The following is a 16,657-nucleotide window of genomic DNA, read 5'->3' as shown; positions in this document are numbered from 1 at the left end:
TCCGCCCCCGTGGTCGAATCCGAGCCCGCGACGGGCACCGACGTGTGCCATCTACACAGATCAGAGGTGGCCTACCCGCCACGGCTCCCGGATAAAGGACAAAGATTCGGCCGACAGTTCGATGACTGTCTGGTTTCCCAGGTGACGAGGTGTCATCCTGTGCAGTCTGCGCGGTCCTGGAACGGGTGTGCCGGCGAGAGGAACGCTGGTGGAGATCCATGTTCTCGGCCCCGTCGGCCTCGGTTTCCCGGAGCGCCGGCTCGGTCTCGGTTCCGTCAAGGAGCAGTTGCTCATGGCTGCCCTGGCCCTCGACGTGGGCCGCCCCGTACCCCTGGACACCCTCGTCGACCGGCTCTGGGACGACCCTCCGGCACGCGCTCGGGAGAACGTCCACACCTATGTGTCCCGCGTCCGCCGGGCGATCCGGACCGCGGCACCGGGTTCGACGACCCCGGCCATCACCCATCGCACCCACACGTACACCCTGGTCGCCGACCCCGAGACCGTGGACTGGCACCGCTTCCTCCGGCTCGCCGACCGGGCCGGAACGCTGGCGGCCGAGGGCGACGACACACGGGCGGCGACGCTGTTCCAGGAAGCCGAAGGCCTCTGGGAGGAGCCGCTGGCCGGCCTGCCCGGCCTGTGGGCACGGCGGGTCCGGAGCACCCTCGCGGAGCGGAGACGCGGTGTCATCACCGCGCGGACCGCCGTGGAGCTCCGCCTCGGCCGGTTCGCCGAAGTGGCGGGCGAGTTGGCACCCCTGGTCGACGAGTACCGCGGCGACGAGACCCTCGCAGGCCGGCTCATGATCGCGTACTACGGCGGAGGACGGCACGCGGAGGCGCTGCACGTCCATCAGAGCGTCCGCAGGATTCTGAGATCCGAGTTCGGCACCGACCCCGGTGAGGAACTGGCCCGTATCCACCGGCACATCCTCGCCAGGGCCCCCCTCCACGAACTCACCCGAAGACCCGCGGACGACCGGGTCCCGCCCCCTGACGAACCGTCCCGACCGCGCCCGGTGCCCGACCATCTCCCCCGACAGGCTCGTCTCGTCGGCCGCCGTACCGAGATCGACCGGATTCGCTCCGCCATCGAGACGGCCTCGCGCGACGGCGCGATCGTCACGCTGGAGTCCATCTCGGGGATGGCCGGGATCGGCAAGTCCGCGCTGGCGATTCGCGCCGCCCACGAGTTCGGCGATCGCTTCCCCGAGGGCTCGATCTACCTCAACCTGCGCGCCCACGCCCAGGGCCAGGAGCCCCTCGCCCCGGCGGCGGCACTCGCGACCCTCCTGCGCTATCTGGGAGTACCGCCGCAGGACATACCCTCCGACGTGGAGGAACGGGCGGCGCTGTGGCGTCAGGCCCTCGGCCACCGGAGGGCACTGATCGTCCTCGACGACGCCGCGGGTCCCGAACAGGTGCGGCCGCTCCTGCCCGGCACGACGGAGTGCTTCGTCCTCATCACGAGCCGCCGCCGGCTGGTCGGCCTGCCGCGCGGACGCTCTCTGGCACTGGACGTACTGCCGACGGCGGACGCGGTGGCGCTGTTCCGCGCGTTTGCGGGGCTGGAAGAGGTCCGCGGTCCCGAGGACCCGGGCGGGCGGCCGGACGACACGGCGGAGATCGAGCGGATCGTGGGTCTGTGCGGTCATCTGCCCCTCGCGATCGAGATCGCGGCCAACCGGCTGAGCGCGCACCCGTCCTGGGACCTCACCGTGCTGCGTGAACTGCTCTCCCGACCCACCGACCGCCTCGCGCAGATCCGCGACGGCTATTCGGAGATCGCCCGCGCCTTCGAGGTCTCCTACCAGACCCTTTCCTCCGACGAGCAGTCCGCCTTCCGCCTGCTGAGCCTCCATCCGGGCCCCGAGTTCGGCTCCTGCGCGGCCGCCGCCCTCCTGGGCCGCCCCCTCGACGAGACGGAACGTCTCCTGGAGTCACTCCTGCAGAGCCACGTGCTCCAGGAGCCGGTCCCCAACCGCTTCCGCTTCCACGACCTGTTGGGCGAGTACGCCCATCTGCTCTGCACCGCCCAGGACCCCGAGGAACACCGCGGGGCGGCACGATCCCGGCTGGCGGACCACTACCTCCGTACGGCGGACCACTGCGACCGGGTGCTGTATCCGCGCCGGATACGCCTGGCCGTGCCCGACGCGGACATCGCGTCCCCGGCCGCACCGGCCACCACCGCGGTAGCGGTCCCCGAGGCCTCCACCGTCGGCGAAGCCCTGTCCTGGTTCACCACCGAGCGACAGAACCTGCTGAGCGCCGAACACCTGCTGCGGCAGCACGGATCGGGGGATCGCGCCGCCCTGCTGAGCCATGTGCTGGCGGGCTTCCTCGACGGCGAGTGCTACTGGACGGATTCGGTGCGGCTGCACGAGGCCGCCACCGAGTACTGGCGCGCGGTCGGACGCGAGGACGCGTTGTGCCGGGCCCTGCTGGATCTGAGCACGGCGTACACGGCGACCGGGCGGTTCGCGGAAACGGACCGGACCGCCCGGGAGGCACTGGAGCGGGCGCGGGCCATCGGCGACCGGGACGTCCAGGCCGAAGCGCTGCGGGAACTGGGCATACTGCACTGGCACCTGGGCCTGAACCAGCAGGCCCTGGCCTTGCAGAAGGAGTGCCTGACGCTCTGTGCCGCGACGGGTGACCGGTGGTCCGAGGCCCGTTGCCAGAACAACATCGCCATCTGTCTGCTGTACCTGGGTGAGCACGAGGACGCGCTCTCCTGGTTCCGGGGCGCGATCGCGGGGTTCGAGGCCACGGACGACCAGCGCATGCTCGCGAAGACGCTCAACAACCTCGGCCATCTGTATCTCCGGACCGGAGACCCGGAAGGCGCCCGGCGGACCTCCGAGCACTCCTTGCGCCTCGCGGAGCGCACGGGGAGCCCGTCCGACAGAGCGATCCTGCACATCAACATCGCCGAGATCCACCTGGCCACCGGCGACGCCGCGGCCGCGGTCCCGCTGTGCCGGGCGGCGCTTCCGGTCTTCCGACGGATGGGCGCCCGCAAGAACGAGGCGATCGCCCTCACCCGGCTGGGGCGCGCCTACCAGGACCTGTCCGACACCGACCGGGCCGAGGACCTCATCCGGCGCGCGCTCTCCCTGGCCAGGAGCATCGGTGCGGCCCTGGAGGAGGTCCAGGCCCAGCTCGCCCTCGGCGACTGCGAGCTCGCACGCGGGCGGCCGACGGCCGCGGAACACCACTTCGGGGAAGCGCTGGAGGCGGCCCGGCGCATCCATGCCGATGAGGAAGAGGCACGGGCCGGGGCCGGACTGGAACGTATCCGCTCACAAGTGATCGAGTTTGATAGGTTGCGTAAGTTACTGCGGTCATGATCGACAACTTCGCGATCTTGGATGCGCGCACAGGCGGAGCTCGCTAGGCTTCCCATGCTGCGAACAGCCATTCCAGCAGGGAACAAGTGAGCTAATCCTGTCCGAGAGGTATCCGTTGAGAAAGATCCCCAAGGCGCCACGCGCCACGCCGCGAAGGTTTGCGATGATCGCAATAGCAACCCTTACGTGCATCCCGACGATCATCGTGATGTACGGCGACTACGTGGCGGCAGCCGCCTGACCCACCTCTGGGGGCGGCCCTCGAACCGCCCCCACCCCCTCACTCCCCGACGCGCAGCGAAAAGTCGATCCCCGCGCGCTCCAGCTCCCCCAGCCACGCCTGTGACCGCTCGCCCGTCTCCGCCGCCCGACTCAGCCCCGTCGGCAGTGAGCCGTCCAGGATGTGCCCCACCCCGAGGGCGAGGGGGCGCGACACCAGGCGGGCCATCGCGCTCTCCCTCTCCGTGCCGACGGTGTCGAGAAGGTAGCGGCCGGACCACGCCTCGCCCGAACCGGCATGCACGTCGAGGGAGACCGCGAGGACGACGCGGTCGCGGTCCGCATCGGTCGTGGGGTAGCGGGCCGCCAGTTCACGGGCCAGCGCGGCGATGCGCTGGTCGTCGTCGCCTGCCAGCTCCGCGAAGACCGGCGCCCAGGCCGTCAGCCAGCCGTCCAGGCGGAGCGTGCCACGGACGAAGGTCTGCGGTTTCCAGGCCGGTGGGAGGCCGTACTGGGCGACGAAGGGGACGCTGTCACGGTTGGGGTAGACCTCGAAGCTCTCGCCGTCGACGGCGTGGGGGCGGGTGGCCGTCCACGGGCGGTCGGCCGTCGTCTCGGCGCCGTCCTCGATGTAACGGGCGGGTGAGCGCAGAGCGTTGAGCACGCCGGCCGGTGCCCAGCTGAAGCGGTACCGGAAGTCGTTGGGCACGGCCGGGACACCGCCGCAGTACGAGGTGAGGGTGTACGAGGCGGCCGTCTCCGGTCCGATCGCCTCGGTCGCCCGGGCGATCAGGCTGTGCGCGAAGAGGTGGTCGATGCCCGGGTCCAGGCCCGCCTCGGTGAGGACGGTGAGCCCCGCCGCCCCGGCCGCCGGCACCAACTCCAGGACCGCGTCCGAGACATAGCTGGAGCAGGCGAAGTGGGCCCGCGCCCCGACGCACGCGTCGAGCAGCGGGGCGTGGTCCGGGGCCGGGAGCATCGACACCACGATGTCCCCGGGGGCCAGCTCGGCCACGAGCGCCGGCAGGGTGAAGGCGCGGGGCTCCGCGCGGCCCGCCAGGCCCAGCGCGGCCAGGGCCCCTTCGGCGCGCTCCTCGGTACGGTGCCACAGCCGCACCCGGGCGGCGGTGTCGCACAGCGCCGCCAGGCCGCTGCCCGTGGACAGGCCGGCACCGACCCAGTGGACGGTGCCGCTCGCGGGACCCACCTCGGTCATCGGGCAACTACCTCTCTGTGAGCCCCAGTTCGAGGCTCACCTGACGGAACCGGTCCAGGCAGCGGCCCCATGCGCCGCCGGTCTCGAAGTCCAGCAGCTGCGGCAGCAGCGCGGCCGAGAAGTCGGTGCTCGCCTCCCGGGGCAGCAGGGAGGGCAGGTTGTCGATGGCGATGAGATCGAGCGGAGGGTGCTCGCGCAGCCGCCGTACGGGGTGGTCCCATTCCGTGGTCGTGTCGTAGACGGGCAGGACGTTCAGGGGAGAGCCGACGTCGACGGTGACGTCGGAGAGGGTCCTGAGCCGGCGGTCCGGTCCGTCGAGGTCCTTGTCCGTCAGGAAGGGCGGGACCGGGCTGGTCGTCAGGACCGTGTTGACCATCAACTCGTGGGCCAGCAGGGCCGGTCGGTCCAGGTCGCGGGTCTCGGCCAGGTCCCAGCAGGTCGGCTCGACGCCCGCCTCGCCGAGCGCCACCCGCGCACCCCGGCCGCTGCGGCCCAGGGCGCCGATGACCAGCGCGCTCACGTCACCGGTGGACGCGCGGAGTTCGGCCTCCATCGCCTCCTTGGAGGTGGGCTGGAGCGGGGCCCGCAGGACACCCCGGTGGTGGAGCACTGCGAGGGCCGCGCCCAGATAGCCGGCCCAGAAGCCGAAGGCGGCGAGTCTGCGGCCCCGGTCGTCGGCCAGGTACTCCAGGTCGAGCAGCGCACCACCCCCGGCCGCGAACCTGCGCAGCAGCGTCTCGGCGCCCGGCTGCCCCTTGTAGGCGTGCCCGAAGAAAATATGACGGTGAGTCAGTTCGGCGGGAGCGTCCGGGAGTTCCTTGAGCCCCACGATCACCGCCCGCGCCGACGCCGACACCCACGAGCCGGGGTCGGCGACCTGGCAGCCGGCCTCCTCGTACGCCTCCAGGGGGAAGATCCGCTGGGGGGAGTCCTCGACGGTGATCCGCACTCCGCTCTCCACGAGCCGCCGGGCGTCGGACGGCACGATCGGGGTGCGGCGTTCGGTGGTGCGGGTCTCGTGGCGGAGCCACAGGTGGAGATCGGTCATACGAGATTGGCCTCCGGGCGCAGGGAGTCGGCCGTGAACCGGTCGACGCTCAGCGGGCTGATGTCGACGAAGGGTACGCGCCCGAGATACAGGTCGCGGACCACCTCGCCGACCGCCGGGCCCTGCAGGAACCCGTGGCCGGAGAACCCCGTCGCGTAGAGGAAGCGGGAGCACGAACCGGCCTCGCCGATCAGGGCGTTGTGGTCCGGCGTGATCTCGTACAGCCCCGCCCAGCCGCCCGTCCGGCGCAGGTCGAGCAGGCCGGGCGCGCGGCGCTCCATGGCCTCGTACAGGCGCGGGATCCAGCGGTCGTGGGTGTCGGTGGCGAAGCCGGGCCGTTCGTCGGGGTCGGACATGCCGACGAGCAGGCCGGGGCCCTCGGTGTGGAAGTAGAGGCTGCTGGTGAAGTCGATCGTCATCGGCAGGTTCGGCGGGAGGCCGGGGACCGGTTCCGTGACGGCGATCTGGCGGCGCAGGGGTTCCACCGGAAGGTCCACGCCGATCATGGCGCCGACCGAACGGGACCAGGCGCCGGCCGCGCACACCACCGTGTCGGTGACGATGCGGCCCTTGCTCGTGACCACCGCCGTGATCGTGTCCCGCCAGGTCTCGATGCCCAGGGCCTCGCAGTTGCGCAGCACGGTCGCGCCGTGGCGGCGGGCCCCGGCGGCGTAGCCGTGGACCACGGACTCGGGGGTGCAGTGCCCGTCGTCGGGCGAGAACGCGGCGGCGAGCAGGCCCTCGGTGGAGATCAGCGGGGAGAGCCGCCGGGCCTCGGCGGGGTCGAGCATCCGGCTGGGCACACCCAGGTCGTTCTGGAGCTGTACGCCGGCCTCGAACTGGGCGACCTCGTCGGGGGTCGTCAGGAGGAAGAGGTAGCCGACCCGGTGGAGTCCGATGTCGTGGCCCAGCTCCTGTCCGAAGCGGCCGAACGCCTCCAGGCTGCGGGCGCCGAGCTGGATGTTGAGTTCGTCGGAGAACTGCGCGCGGACCCCGCCGGCGGCCCTCGCGGTCGATCCGGAGGCCAGTTCGTCGCGTTCGACGAGGACGACGTCGTCCACCCCGGCGGCGGCCAGGTGGTAGGCGATGCTCGTCCCGATGACGCCTCCGCCGATGACGACGACCCGTGCGCTGCGGATCACGAACGCTCCCTTCGTCCGACCGTGGCCGGATGGCCCGACGGAGTCAGGTCTTCCACCACAGGCGAACGTTCATGCGGAGCGCGTCCCAAGACGGACGCCCGGCGGGCGCGACGGCCGGTGTCGGAGTCGCCTCCGAGGCGGCCGCCGCGCGAACCCCGGCGCTCAGGACGAGCGGACCACCGCGTCCAGGTGCGGCAGGTAGTGGTCGAGCCGCTCGCGCTTGGTGCGCAGGTAGGTGATGTTGTCCTCGCACGGCGTGATGAGCAGGGGCACCTGCTCGGAGACCTCGATGCCGTGGCGCAGCAGCGCCTCCCGCTTGCGCGGGTTGTTCGACATCAGCCGGACCGACCTTACGCCGAGGTCGTGCAGCATCTCGGCCGCCACCCGGTAGTCGCGGGCGTCCACCGGCAGACCGAGGGCGAGGTTGGCCTCGACGGTGTCCAGCCCCTCCGCCTGGAGCTTCATCGCCTGGAGCTTGGCGAGCAGGCCGATGCCGCGCCCCTCGTGGCCGCGCAGATAGACGAGAACCCCTCGGCCCTCGGCGACTATGGCCCTGAGCGCGCTGTCGAGCTGCTCGCCGCATTCGCAGTGCTGGGAACCGAACGCGTCACCGGTCAGGCACTCCGAGTGCAGCCGGATGAGAATTCCCTCACCGCCGCTGATGTCGCCGTACACCAACGCCACTTGTTCCTCGCCGCGATCCTGGTCGAGATAACCTACGGCCTCGAAGTCACCGTAGGTCGTGGGCAGGGGGGCGTTCACCACACGTACGGCGCCGGAGGACTGGGCATTCGTGCCGAGTACACCAACATTTTCTGTCATGATCTGGTTCCTATCTGGTAAGCCCTGGCGTCATGCGAAAATGACGGAGCATCAGCAGAGACGAAAGGCCGTGAAAAGATGAGCAGTTCGAGTCTTGTTCCGACGGACACCACCTCGGACGTCCGCGCGCGGGGGGCGGAGGGCGGCCGACAGGTCGCGGTGCTTCCCGTCGGCAGTTACGAGCAGCACGGCCCGTATCTGCCGCTGGCCACCGACACGCTCGTCGCGTGTGCCATAGCCCGGGAGATAGCCGCCGCGTACCCCGTGCACCTCCTGCCGCCCGTGACCATCGCCTGCTCGCACGAGCACGCGGCCTGGCCGGGCACGGTCAGCATTTCCGCGACGACCCTGCACGCGATGGTCCGCGACATCGCCGCGTCCCTGCGCCGGTCGGGCGTCGAGGCACTGGTGGTGGTGAACGGTCACGGCGGGAATTATGTTCTGGGCAATGTCGTCCAGGAATCCACCGCGGAGGGACATCGAATGGCTCTTTTCCCGGCGATGGAGGACTGGGACGCCGCGCGCGAACGGGCGGGCGTACAGACCTCGTTGCTCAGTGATATGCATGCGGGAGAAATAGAGACCTCCATACTTCTGCATTGCCATCCCGAATTGGTCCGGCCCGGTCACGAGACCACCGATTTCCTTGCCGACGACCGCCGTCATCTCCTCTCCCTCGGTATGTCGGCCTACACCGATTCCGGTGTCATCGGCCGTCCGTCCCTGGCATCCGCCGCGAAGGGGAAGGAGTTGCTGGCGGGGTTCGTCCATTCCTTCGGGGCGTACTTCTCGTTGGTCACCTCGGACACCTGGGAGACGGGAGCGGTTGCGTCGGCGCCCTCTTCCGCGAGCACGTCCGTCGACTGACGGCGGGCCCGCACGGAGCCGTACCAGCGCCCGACGAGCACGAGGGCACCCGGCAGGGCGGCCGCGAAGCTGAGGACACCGTAGACGACGGCCACGGTCAGCCCTTGGGAGGCGCCCAGGCCGGCCGCGCCGAAGGACCAGGCGGTGACGCCCTCCCGGGGGCCCCAGCCGCCGACGTTGAGCGGCAGGCTCATCGCGATCAGGGCCAGCAGCGCGAGCGGCAGCAGCTCCAGCGGGGTCGCGGTGGACCCGGCGACGCGTGCGGCGAGCAGGAACATCGCCACGTATCCGGCCAGTACCGCCACGGACGAGATCAGGACGGCGAATCCGCTGTCGCGGTTCAGCAGCGCGCCGCGCGCCTCGGTGAGGACGGCGCGGACCCGGCGGCCCCTGCCTCCGCCCACGCCCGGCTTCCGGCCCATCCGGACCGCCGCGCAGATCGCCAGGGCGCCCAGAGCGGCGAGCACCGTCACTCCCGCCGCGTGGCGGGTCTGCTCCAGCACCGGTGACGGCAGCACCAGCAGGACCGTTACGCCCACCGCTGCCAGCACCAACTGACCCGCGGTCCGCTCGATCACCACCGCGCGTACGCCCCGGCCCATGTCACCGGAGCTCTGCCCGTGCCGCACGGCCCGGTGCACGTCGCCGAGGACACCGCCGGGCAGCGCCGCGTTGAGGAACAGCGCGCGGTAGTAGTCCGCGACGGCCGGCCCGAGCGGCAGCCGGAGCCCGAGCGCGCGGGTGACGGCGCACCAGCGCCACGCGCTGAACACCGTGGTGAGCACGCCGATCCCGACCGCCGCCGCCAGTGTTCCCCCGTCGATCCGCCGTATACCGTCCACGAACACGCCGGTTCCCATCCGCCAGAGGACGACGGCGAGGATGACCGTTCCGGCAAGCGTGCCGAAGTGGGTGCGCAGGACGCGGGTGAACCCGGAGCGGGGGCGGGACGCGGCGGGGGTCTCCGGTGCGGTGACGCCCGGCGTCACGGCGGACACCGCCGGGGCCCCGTGCGGGGCCACGCTCGCGGTCGCACGGGCCGTCGCCTCGCGGGGCACCGCGTCGGCCTCGACGCGGCTCCGGCCGCCGGACCGGGACTTCGCGGACGTCACGTCCGAGCCGCTCCCGGCCGGGACGTTCTCCGCCGGGACGTTCTCCGCCGGGGCCGTGGGGCGGGCGGGCGTGACCGTGTCGGAAGCGGCGTGCGAGCCGACCGCCACCGAGGCCGCACCGCGGGCCGGCGTGGTCGCGTCGGCGGCGCCGTCCGAGCCGGTGGCCTCCGCCGACGGCATACGACGGTCCGCGGTGGCGGAGGCCACTTCGCCACCCGCGTCCGAGGCCGACTCGCGCAGGTCCCCGCCCGGTGCCGCCACGGCGGCCGGCAGTTCCCGCGGGCCCGCGCCGGACGTGATCGCGCGCACCCTCGCCCGGGTCCCGGGCGCGCTCGCCTGCACGCGGGCTCGGACTCCGCGCGGGCGTACCCGTACGCGGTCCCCCGTCGTCGGCGGGTGGGTTTCGACCGTCTCCTCCACCGGCGCCGTCATGAGGCTCCGCCCCTGGGCCGGGGCAGAGCCAGGAGGTCGCTGTGGTGGACGACGACGCGGAGTTCGCCGGCCGCGCATGCCCGGAGACGGTCGCGGAGGTAGGCGTCGGCGCGCTCGGCGAGGTCGGGGCGCTGTTCACACGCGGCGCCGACCCAGCCGCGCAGCCACTCCTCGGTGAGGGCGGTGTGCCGGGCGTCGAGCTGCCAGGGACTCGGGTGGACCCGGACCGTGGCGCCCTGCTGGGCGAAGGCCTCGCAGGCCATGGTGATCGCGTCCGGGCCGAGCAGATCACTCGCGCGCTGGTGGGCGTTGAACGCCTCGGCCAGTTCGGCGTCCAGGGGGTGGGCGGGGACGAGGTCCACGCGGCCCACGACCGACAGCGTCAGCAGGGCGGGAACACCGGCGCCCGCGCAGGCCGCGGCGAGCGCCTCGATCTCCTCGCGGGTGAGGACGTCGAGCAGCGCGGACGCGGTGACCAGCGACGCACCCGCGAGGTCGTCCGCCGTCAGCCGCCCGATGTCGCCGCGCCGCGTGGTGACCGTGACGGGGCTGCCGTCGGCGGCGGCGCGGGGCGCCCGCGCGGCGGCCAGGCGCAGCAAATTCGGGTCCTGGTCGTGCAGGACCCACCGCTGGGCACCGTCCAGCCGGGGCGCGAGCCAGCGGCCCATCGAGCCGGTCCCGCAGCCAAGGTCGTGGACGGTCAGCGCGGTGGCTCGACCGGGCAGGTTCGCGAGGCGTATCCGCAGGGGGTCGAGCAGGTCCACCGCCCGCGCGTCGGCGTCGGCGCTCTCGCGCAACTCCAGCCACTGCGGCGCGTACTGATGCCCCTCGGGCTCCGGCGTCCCGCCCCCGCGCCCCGCCATGCTCAGCGCCGCCCCGGGAACGGCCGCGGCCCCGCCGGTGCCGGACGCGCCGGCGGAACCCGTCGGCCCGGCGGCCGCGGACGCACCCGCCGAAGCGGTCGCCCCCTGGGACCGGGGTCCGCCCGCGGCTGTGGTCATATCGGCAGAAGTGGTCATGCGGCCCTCCGAGGTTCGTGCCGCAGCCGGCCCAGGACATGGGCGAGGCTGCGGGCCGTGGTCGCCCACCCGTCCAGCGCGGCCCGGCGCCCGCGCGCGGCCGCCTTCAGCCGACGCCGTACGTCGGCCTCCCCGAACCAGCCGCGCAGCTCCGCCGCGATGGCCGCGGGGTTCTCCGGCGGTACGAGGATGCCGGGGACGCCACCGTCGGGGGCGCGGCCGACGGCCTCGGGGAGACCGCCGACATCCGTGGCCAGGACGGGGATTCCACGCGCGAGGGCCTCGGTGACGGCCATGCCGTACGTCTCGGCGTAGGACGTGAGGACCATGAGGTCGGCGGCGGCGTAGCTCGCGTCGAGTTCCGCGCCCGCCTGCGGTCCGGCGAGGTGGAAGCGGTCCTCCAGGCCGAACTTCGCGATCAGCGTGCGGATGTGGTCGACGTACTCGGGCTCCTGGTCGAGGCCGCCCACCAGCACGCAGCTCCAGCGCAGTTCGGTGACGGTCGCGAGGGCCTCGACCAGCCGGTGCTGCCCCTTGCGCGGGGTGACGGCGGCCACGCACAGCAGCCGGGAGACGCCGTCGGTGCCGGAGGCGAGGGGCGCGATGTCGGCGCCGGGGGCGGCGACATGGACCCGCTCGGGGGCGAGCCCGTGGTGGGACACGAGTCTGCGGACCGCCCAGTCGCTGGTCGCGATCACGGCGGACACACCCCGCAGGGTCGTGCGCTCCTTGGCGTCGAGTTCGGCGGCGAGTTCGGGCTCCAGGCCCGTCTCGTCACCGAGCGGCAGATGCACCAGCACGGCCAGGCAGAGGCGCTCGGCCTCGGGGAGGATGATCTCGGGGACGCCGCAGGCGACCAGGCCGTCGAGCAGGACGACCGTGCCGTCGGGGAATTCGCGCAGCGTACGGGCGAGTTCGGCGCGGGCCGTCTCGGACGGGCTGGGCCAGCTGCCGTCGATGGCGTGCTTGTGCACCTGCCAGCCGAAGCCGGGCAGGTCGAGGCAGATCCGCCGGTCGTAGGCGTTGCCGCCGCTGGGGCGGGCCAGGTCGTCGACGCCGCCCGGCATCACGAAGTGCACGGAACGCAGCGACATGGGGATGATCGCGGCGTTCTTCAGCGCCGCGTTCTGCACGGGCACATAGCCGAGCCTCACTTGCTCTCCCCCGTCTGCCTGGACAGCGCTGCCGTATGCCTGGGCGGTGCCGACGGCCGCCCGGTCGATGGTCACGTCGGTCACAGGGCACGCTCATAACTCGCCCAGGCGATGTGCGACTCGTGCAGGGTGACCGTGAGTGCCGCGATGCCCTTGGCGTTCTCCCCCAGGGCGCCCTTGTGGATCCGCTCGGCGAGGCGGTCGGCGATCACCTTGGCCAGGAACTCGGTCGAGGTGTTGGTGTGGGCGAAGTCGGGCTCGTTGTCGAGGTTGCGGTAGTTCAACTCGCTCACCACGGCACCGAGCTCCTGCGTGGCCAGCCCGATGTCTACGACGATGTTGTCGTCGTCCAGTTCGGCGCGCCGGAAGGTGGCGTCCACGAGGAAGGTGGCGCCGTGAAGGCGCTGCGCGGGTCCGAAGACCTCCCCGCGGAAGCTGTGGGCGATCATGATGTGATCGCGGACGGTGATGCTGAACAACGGACGACCCTCCAGTGCGGTGCGTCTGCCCCCGGGCCGGGGCATGCCGTGTAGTACGGCTGCTCCCTACCCGTTGTTCAGCCGAGTTTTCCGGTTTCTTCGGAGGTCAGCGTTCCGTTCGGGCAGTTCAGGGGCGGGTGGGGCGACCGGAACGCTCGACCTCTGGCTCACTCGGCGTCGTAGCGCACCCGGTGGCACATCCCCGGCAGCTCTCCGCCGGCGAGCTTCGGCATGATGTCCGGGAGTTCCTCGAAGGCGGACTCTCCGGTGACGAGCGCGTCGAAGCGGGCGTCGGCGAGGAGTTCCAGGGCGAGCGCCAACCGGTCCGCGTACGTACGTCCGACGCGTCCGGCCGGGGAGACGGTTCCGACCTGGCTGCTGCGGATGGTGAGCCGGCGTGAGTGGAAGGCCTCGCCGAGCGGCAGGGCGACCCGGCGGTCGCCGTACCAGCTCAGCTCGATGACCGTGCCCTCGGCGGCGAGGAGTTCGAGGGAGCGTGCGAGTCCCTGCTCGCTGGCGCTGGCGTGCACGACGAGGTCGCACTCCCCCAGCGCCTCCTCGGGCAGCGCGAAGTCGACGCCGAGCGCGCGGGCGATGTCGGCGCGCGCCGGGTCGGCGTCGACGAGCTGGACCCGCACGCCGGGGTAGCGGGCGAGCAGCGCGGCGACCGAGCAGCCGACCATGCCGCCGCCGACGACGGCGATCCGGTCCCCGACGAGCGGAGCCGCGTCCCACAGGGCGTTGACGGCGGTCTCGACGGTCCCGGCCAGAACGGCCCGCGCCGCCGGCACGGACTCGGGCACGACGGTGACGGCGCTCACGGGAACGACGTAGCGGCTCTGGTGCGGATACAGGCAGAAGACGGTCCTGCCGACCAGTGCGTCCGGCCCCTCTTCCACCCGCCCCACGCTGAGATAGCCGTACTTCACGGGAGCGGGGAAATCACCCTCCTGGAAGGGCGCGCGCATGGTCGCGTGCTGGTTCTCGGGCACGTGGCCGCGGAACACGAGCGTCTCGGTGCCCCGGCTGACTCCTGAGTACAGCGCGCGGACGAGCACCTCGTCCTCGGCGGGTGCGGCGAGGGTCTCCGCACGGATCTCGCCCTGCCCCGGGGCGCGTAGCCAGAAGGCCTTGGCTGTCGGTTTCATGTGCGTCTCCGTGAACGGTCGAGCGGTTCGCCACGTACGCAGCGGTGGGAGTCGCGGACACGGTACGCGGCGATGATCCACTTGTCACACGTTCGGAAGGTATGCGGTGGCCCTGATCAACACATACGACGGCCGACTGTTGCTGTCGGAGACGACGGTGGGCGCGGGTGCCCAGGTGCTGCTCCTCGCCTACCTGGGAACGGCGATCGGACTGGGCCCGGCGGGCTGGCTGACCGGGCTGGCCTTCGGGCTCGCCACCTGGGCCGTCCTCAACCGCGCGCTGCTGCGCACCCGGACCCGCACCTTCGGCCCCGCCAACCGCGTCACCCTCGGGCGGGCGATACTCGTCGGCGCCGTCACCGCCCTGGTGGCCGACTCCTTCGAGAGCTCGCCGCCCGTCTCGCTCTTCGTCGGCCTGACCGCCGTGGCCCTGATCCTCGACGGTGTCGACGGCAAGGTGGCCCGGCGCACGAACACCTCGACCGCGCTGGGCGCCCGCTTCGACATGGAGGTCGACGCGTTCCTGATCCTGGTGCTGAGCGTGTACGTCTCCATGTCGATGGGTCCGTGGGTGCTGCTGATCGGTCTCATGCGGTACGTCTTCGTCGTCGCCGCCAAGGTCATGCCGTGGCTCAACAACTCCCTCCCGCACAGCATGGCCCGCAAGACGGTCGCCGCGGTCCAGGGTGTCTTCCTGCTGGTCGCCGCCTCCGGTCTGCTGCCGTACGCGGCGGGCTTCGGCCTGGTCGCGCTGGCGCTGGGCTCGCTGCTCTGGTCGTTCGGGCGGGACATCGCCTGGCTGTTCCGCAACCGGGAGGGCCGGGACGCGCTGACGACGGCCCCGGCGACCGTGACCGAGACGGTGACCGTCGCCGTGTCCGTGTCCGTGGAGGCCCCCGCCGAGCGCCGGACGGCCGAGCTCGTCACGAGCTGACCGTCTCTGCCGGCGGCGCCCGCCCGCCGCGAGCCGATCCGGCGCGGGGCCCGGCTCAGGGGCCCCACGACCAGAGGAAGCGCGGCAGGGACGCGGCGAACGGTGAGGACGACCCTCCCGGTCGTCCGGCAGCCGGTCTCCCCGTGGGCGTGCGCCTCGGCCACCTCCGCGAGCGGGAAGGTCCCGTCGACCACCGCGAAGTCGGTGCTCCGGTAGTCGATCAGCTCGTCCGCGCCCGGCTCACGCGGCAGCTCGTGCTTGCTCATGCCGACGGTGCCGATGACGTACGCGCCGCGCGCCTGGGCGATCTGCAGGGCGAGGTGTCCCCACTCCCCCGGCGGCGGTGTGGATCAGGACGCCCACCGCCACCTCCTGGACTCCACCGACCTCCCGTTCGACGAGATCGCCGGCCACCTCGGCTCCGCCACGGGCACGTCCCTGCGCAAACACCTGCACGCGGCAACCGGAGTACGACCGCCGACGTAGCGGCGTACGTGCCGCGCGGCGGCCGACGTGCCCTCCCCGGCTAGGGGGTGACGGCCCCGGCCCCCGGTGGCATGTTGTACGGCGTCACCACCTGGATCGCCGACGGCAGGAACGGGCCCTCGTCGGGGAGGGCCTGGCGGGCGCGCATGATGGCCTGGCAGGCGCGGCGCACGTCCTGCCGGAGGTCGTGGTGGAGCACGGCGGAGAGCCGGTGTTCGCGCAGCAGCCGGGTGTTGTCGTGGTCGAGGTCGTGGGCGACGAAGACGTGCGGCGCGCGGCCGAGCGCGGCGAAGGCGTCGAGTGTCGCGGTGTTGCCGCCGCCGATGGAGTAGACGGCGGCGATCCCCGGCTCCCGCTTCAGCGCGTCGAGGACGAGGTCCCGCTGCGTGGCGTCGAGGCCGTCGCTGTCGGTGACCTCGACGAGCGTCCGCCCCGGCGCGACCGCCCGCATCACCCCGCGGAAGCCCATCTCGCGCTCCTCCTCGTTGCGGTAGAAACTGCGGCTTATCGTCACCAGGACGGCGCCCGGCCGGTCGCCCAGCCACTGCCGGAGCAGATACGCGGCGGTCGCCCCGGCGGCCCGGTTGTCGATGCCGACGTACGCGCCGCGCGGGCTGTTCGGCAGGTCCGTCACGTAGGTGACCACCGGGACCCCGGCCGCGACCAGCCGTTCGACGGCGGCGGTGACCTCCGGGACGTCCGGCGCCTTGAGGATCACGCCCTGCGAGCCGCGCCGCCCGATCCGGTCGAGCACCCTCACCATCTCCGAGGCGGACCCGGTCTCCCGGAAGTGGAAGCGGGACCGCACGACCGCCGGGTGCAGGGACGGCAGCTCGGCCTGCAGCGCCTCCCGGACCGCCGTGGAGAAGCGTTCCGGGGTCTGCATCACGATGTCGACCATGAACGTACGGCCGCCGATGCGCACCTGCGTCCGCTGCCGGTCCAGGTCCTTGACGGCCTGGTGCACCTCACGGGCGGTGCTCTCCCGCACCCCGCCCCGGCCGTTGAGGACCCGGTCGACCGTGGCCTGGCTCAGCCCGGCCTGCCGGGCGATCTCCCGGATCGTGTAGGGGTGCGCCATGGCGATGTGTCCTGGATCTCGATGGTGGGCGACGGCTAACCGGATGATGGGTTTTTGATGGTCCGCTGCGGGTTGTACGAGGGGCCCCGCGCCCCAAGACTGACAGAGGCGGAGGCGCTGTGGAAGCCATGAAAGGCCCTACG

General features: G+C 72.3%; 12 protein-coding genes and 2 pseudogenes. 3 read left to right on the top strand and 11 right to left on the bottom strand.

Features of this window, described 5'->3' with window-relative positions; translation table 11 throughout:
• Nucleotides 1-208: 208 nt before the first annotated feature.
• Nucleotides 209-3,355 carry an AfsR/SARP family transcriptional regulator gene (locus OG202_RS40790; RefSeq protein ID WP_328224389.1) on the top strand — a complete coding sequence of 1,049 codons (3,147 nt, stop codon included), beginning with the start codon at nt 209-211 and terminating at the stop codon, nt 3,353-3,355.
• Between the two features lie 280 nt (nt 3,356-3,635).
• Here the strand turns inward: OG202_RS40790 and OG202_RS40785 are convergent, their stop codons facing one another.
• From OG202_RS40785 to ribA, 4 genes are all read right to left on the bottom strand, one after another.
• The gene (locus OG202_RS40785) at nt 3,636-4,790 is read right to left on the bottom strand and encodes a saccharopine dehydrogenase family protein (protein ID WP_328224388.1); all 1,155 of its coding nucleotides are present in this window, start codon (nt 4,788-4,790) and stop codon (nt 3,636-3,638) included.
• Between the two features lie 7 nt (nt 4,791-4,797).
• The gene (locus OG202_RS40780) at nt 4,798-5,838 is read right to left on the bottom strand and encodes a saccharopine dehydrogenase (protein ID WP_326574674.1); all 1,041 of its coding nucleotides are present in this window, start codon (nt 5,836-5,838) and stop codon (nt 4,798-4,800) included.
• Nucleotides 5,835-6,980 carry an NAD(P)/FAD-dependent oxidoreductase gene (locus tag OG202_RS40775; RefSeq protein ID WP_326574675.1) on the bottom strand — a complete coding sequence of 382 codons (1,146 nt, stop codon included), beginning with the start codon at nt 6,978-6,980 and terminating at the stop codon, nt 5,835-5,837. Before OG202_RS40775 ends, OG202_RS40780 begins: the two co-directional genes overlap by 4 nt.
• A gap of 162 nt (nt 6,981-7,142) precedes the next feature.
• Nucleotides 7,143-7,802, bottom strand: coding sequence for a GTP cyclohydrolase II (gene ribA / locus OG202_RS40770; protein ID WP_326574676.1), 660 nt, complete (start codon nt 7,800-7,802; stop codon nt 7,143-7,145).
• A gap of 78 nt (nt 7,803-7,880) precedes the next feature.
• Here ribA and OG202_RS40765 point away from each other — a divergent pair, with 78 nt between their 5' ends.
• Entirely contained in the window at nt 7,881-8,669 is a 789-nt protein-coding gene (locus OG202_RS40765; RefSeq protein WP_326574677.1) for a creatininase family protein, read from the top strand.
• Nucleotides 8,670-8,782: 113 nt separating this feature from the next.
• Here OG202_RS40765 and OG202_RS40760 read toward each other — a convergent pair.
• The 5 genes and pseudogenes from OG202_RS40760 to OG202_RS40740 form a co-directional block, all read right to left on the bottom strand.
• Nucleotides 8,783-9,529: pseudogene (locus OG202_RS40760) on the bottom strand (lysylphosphatidylglycerol synthase transmembrane domain-containing protein); the annotation flags it as partial.
• A gap of 680 nt (nt 9,530-10,209) precedes the next feature.
• The gene (locus OG202_RS40755) at nt 10,210-11,232 is read right to left on the bottom strand and encodes a methyltransferase domain-containing protein (RefSeq protein ID WP_326574678.1); all 1,023 of its coding nucleotides are present in this window, start codon (nt 11,230-11,232) and stop codon (nt 10,210-10,212) included.
• Nucleotides 11,229-12,470 (bottom strand): glycosyltransferase family 4 protein, encoded by a 1,242-nt coding sequence (locus OG202_RS40750; protein ID WP_327726866.1) that lies wholly within the window; start codon nt 12,468-12,470, stop codon nt 11,229-11,231. The genes OG202_RS40755 and OG202_RS40750 overlap by 4 nt, the downstream gene beginning before the upstream one ends.
• A complete protein-coding gene (locus OG202_RS40745; RefSeq protein WP_326574680.1) occupies nt 12,467-12,865 on the bottom strand; it encodes a 6-pyruvoyl trahydropterin synthase family protein in 399 nt (132 codons plus the stop codon). Before OG202_RS40745 ends, OG202_RS40750 begins: the two co-directional genes overlap by 4 nt.
• A 167-nt stretch (nt 12,866-13,032) precedes the next feature.
• Nucleotides 13,033-14,013, bottom strand: coding sequence for a zinc-dependent alcohol dehydrogenase (locus OG202_RS40740; RefSeq protein WP_328224387.1), 981 nt, complete (start codon nt 14,011-14,013; stop codon nt 13,033-13,035).
• 106 nt (nt 14,014-14,119) lie between these two features.
• Here OG202_RS40740 and OG202_RS40735 point away from each other — a divergent pair, with 106 nt between their 5' ends.
• Nucleotides 14,120-14,947: a CDP-alcohol phosphatidyltransferase family protein gene (locus OG202_RS40735; RefSeq protein ID WP_326574682.1), complete on the top strand. Its 828-nt coding sequence runs from the start codon at nt 14,120-14,122 to the stop codon at nt 14,945-14,947.
• 98 nt (nt 14,948-15,045) lie between these two features.
• Here the strand turns inward: OG202_RS40735 and OG202_RS40730 are convergent.
• Nucleotides 15,046-15,304, bottom strand: a pseudogene (locus OG202_RS40730) (zinc-binding dehydrogenase); the annotation flags it as partial.
• Between the two features lie 169 nt (nt 15,305-15,473).
• On the bottom strand, nt 15,474-16,514 hold the full coding sequence (locus OG202_RS40720; RefSeq protein WP_328224386.1) for a LacI family DNA-binding transcriptional regulator: 1,041 nt from the start codon (nt 16,512-16,514) through the stop codon (nt 15,474-15,476).
• Nucleotides 16,515-16,657 lie beyond the last annotated feature (143 nt).

It is taken from the genome of Streptomyces sp. NBC_00310, from assembly GCF_036208085.1.
Classification (GTDB): Bacteria; Actinomycetota; Actinomycetes; order Streptomycetales; family Streptomycetaceae; genus Streptomyces.
The sequence above is the reverse complement of the archived record's forward strand: the minus strand, read 5'-3'. Positions and strand labels throughout refer to the sequence as shown.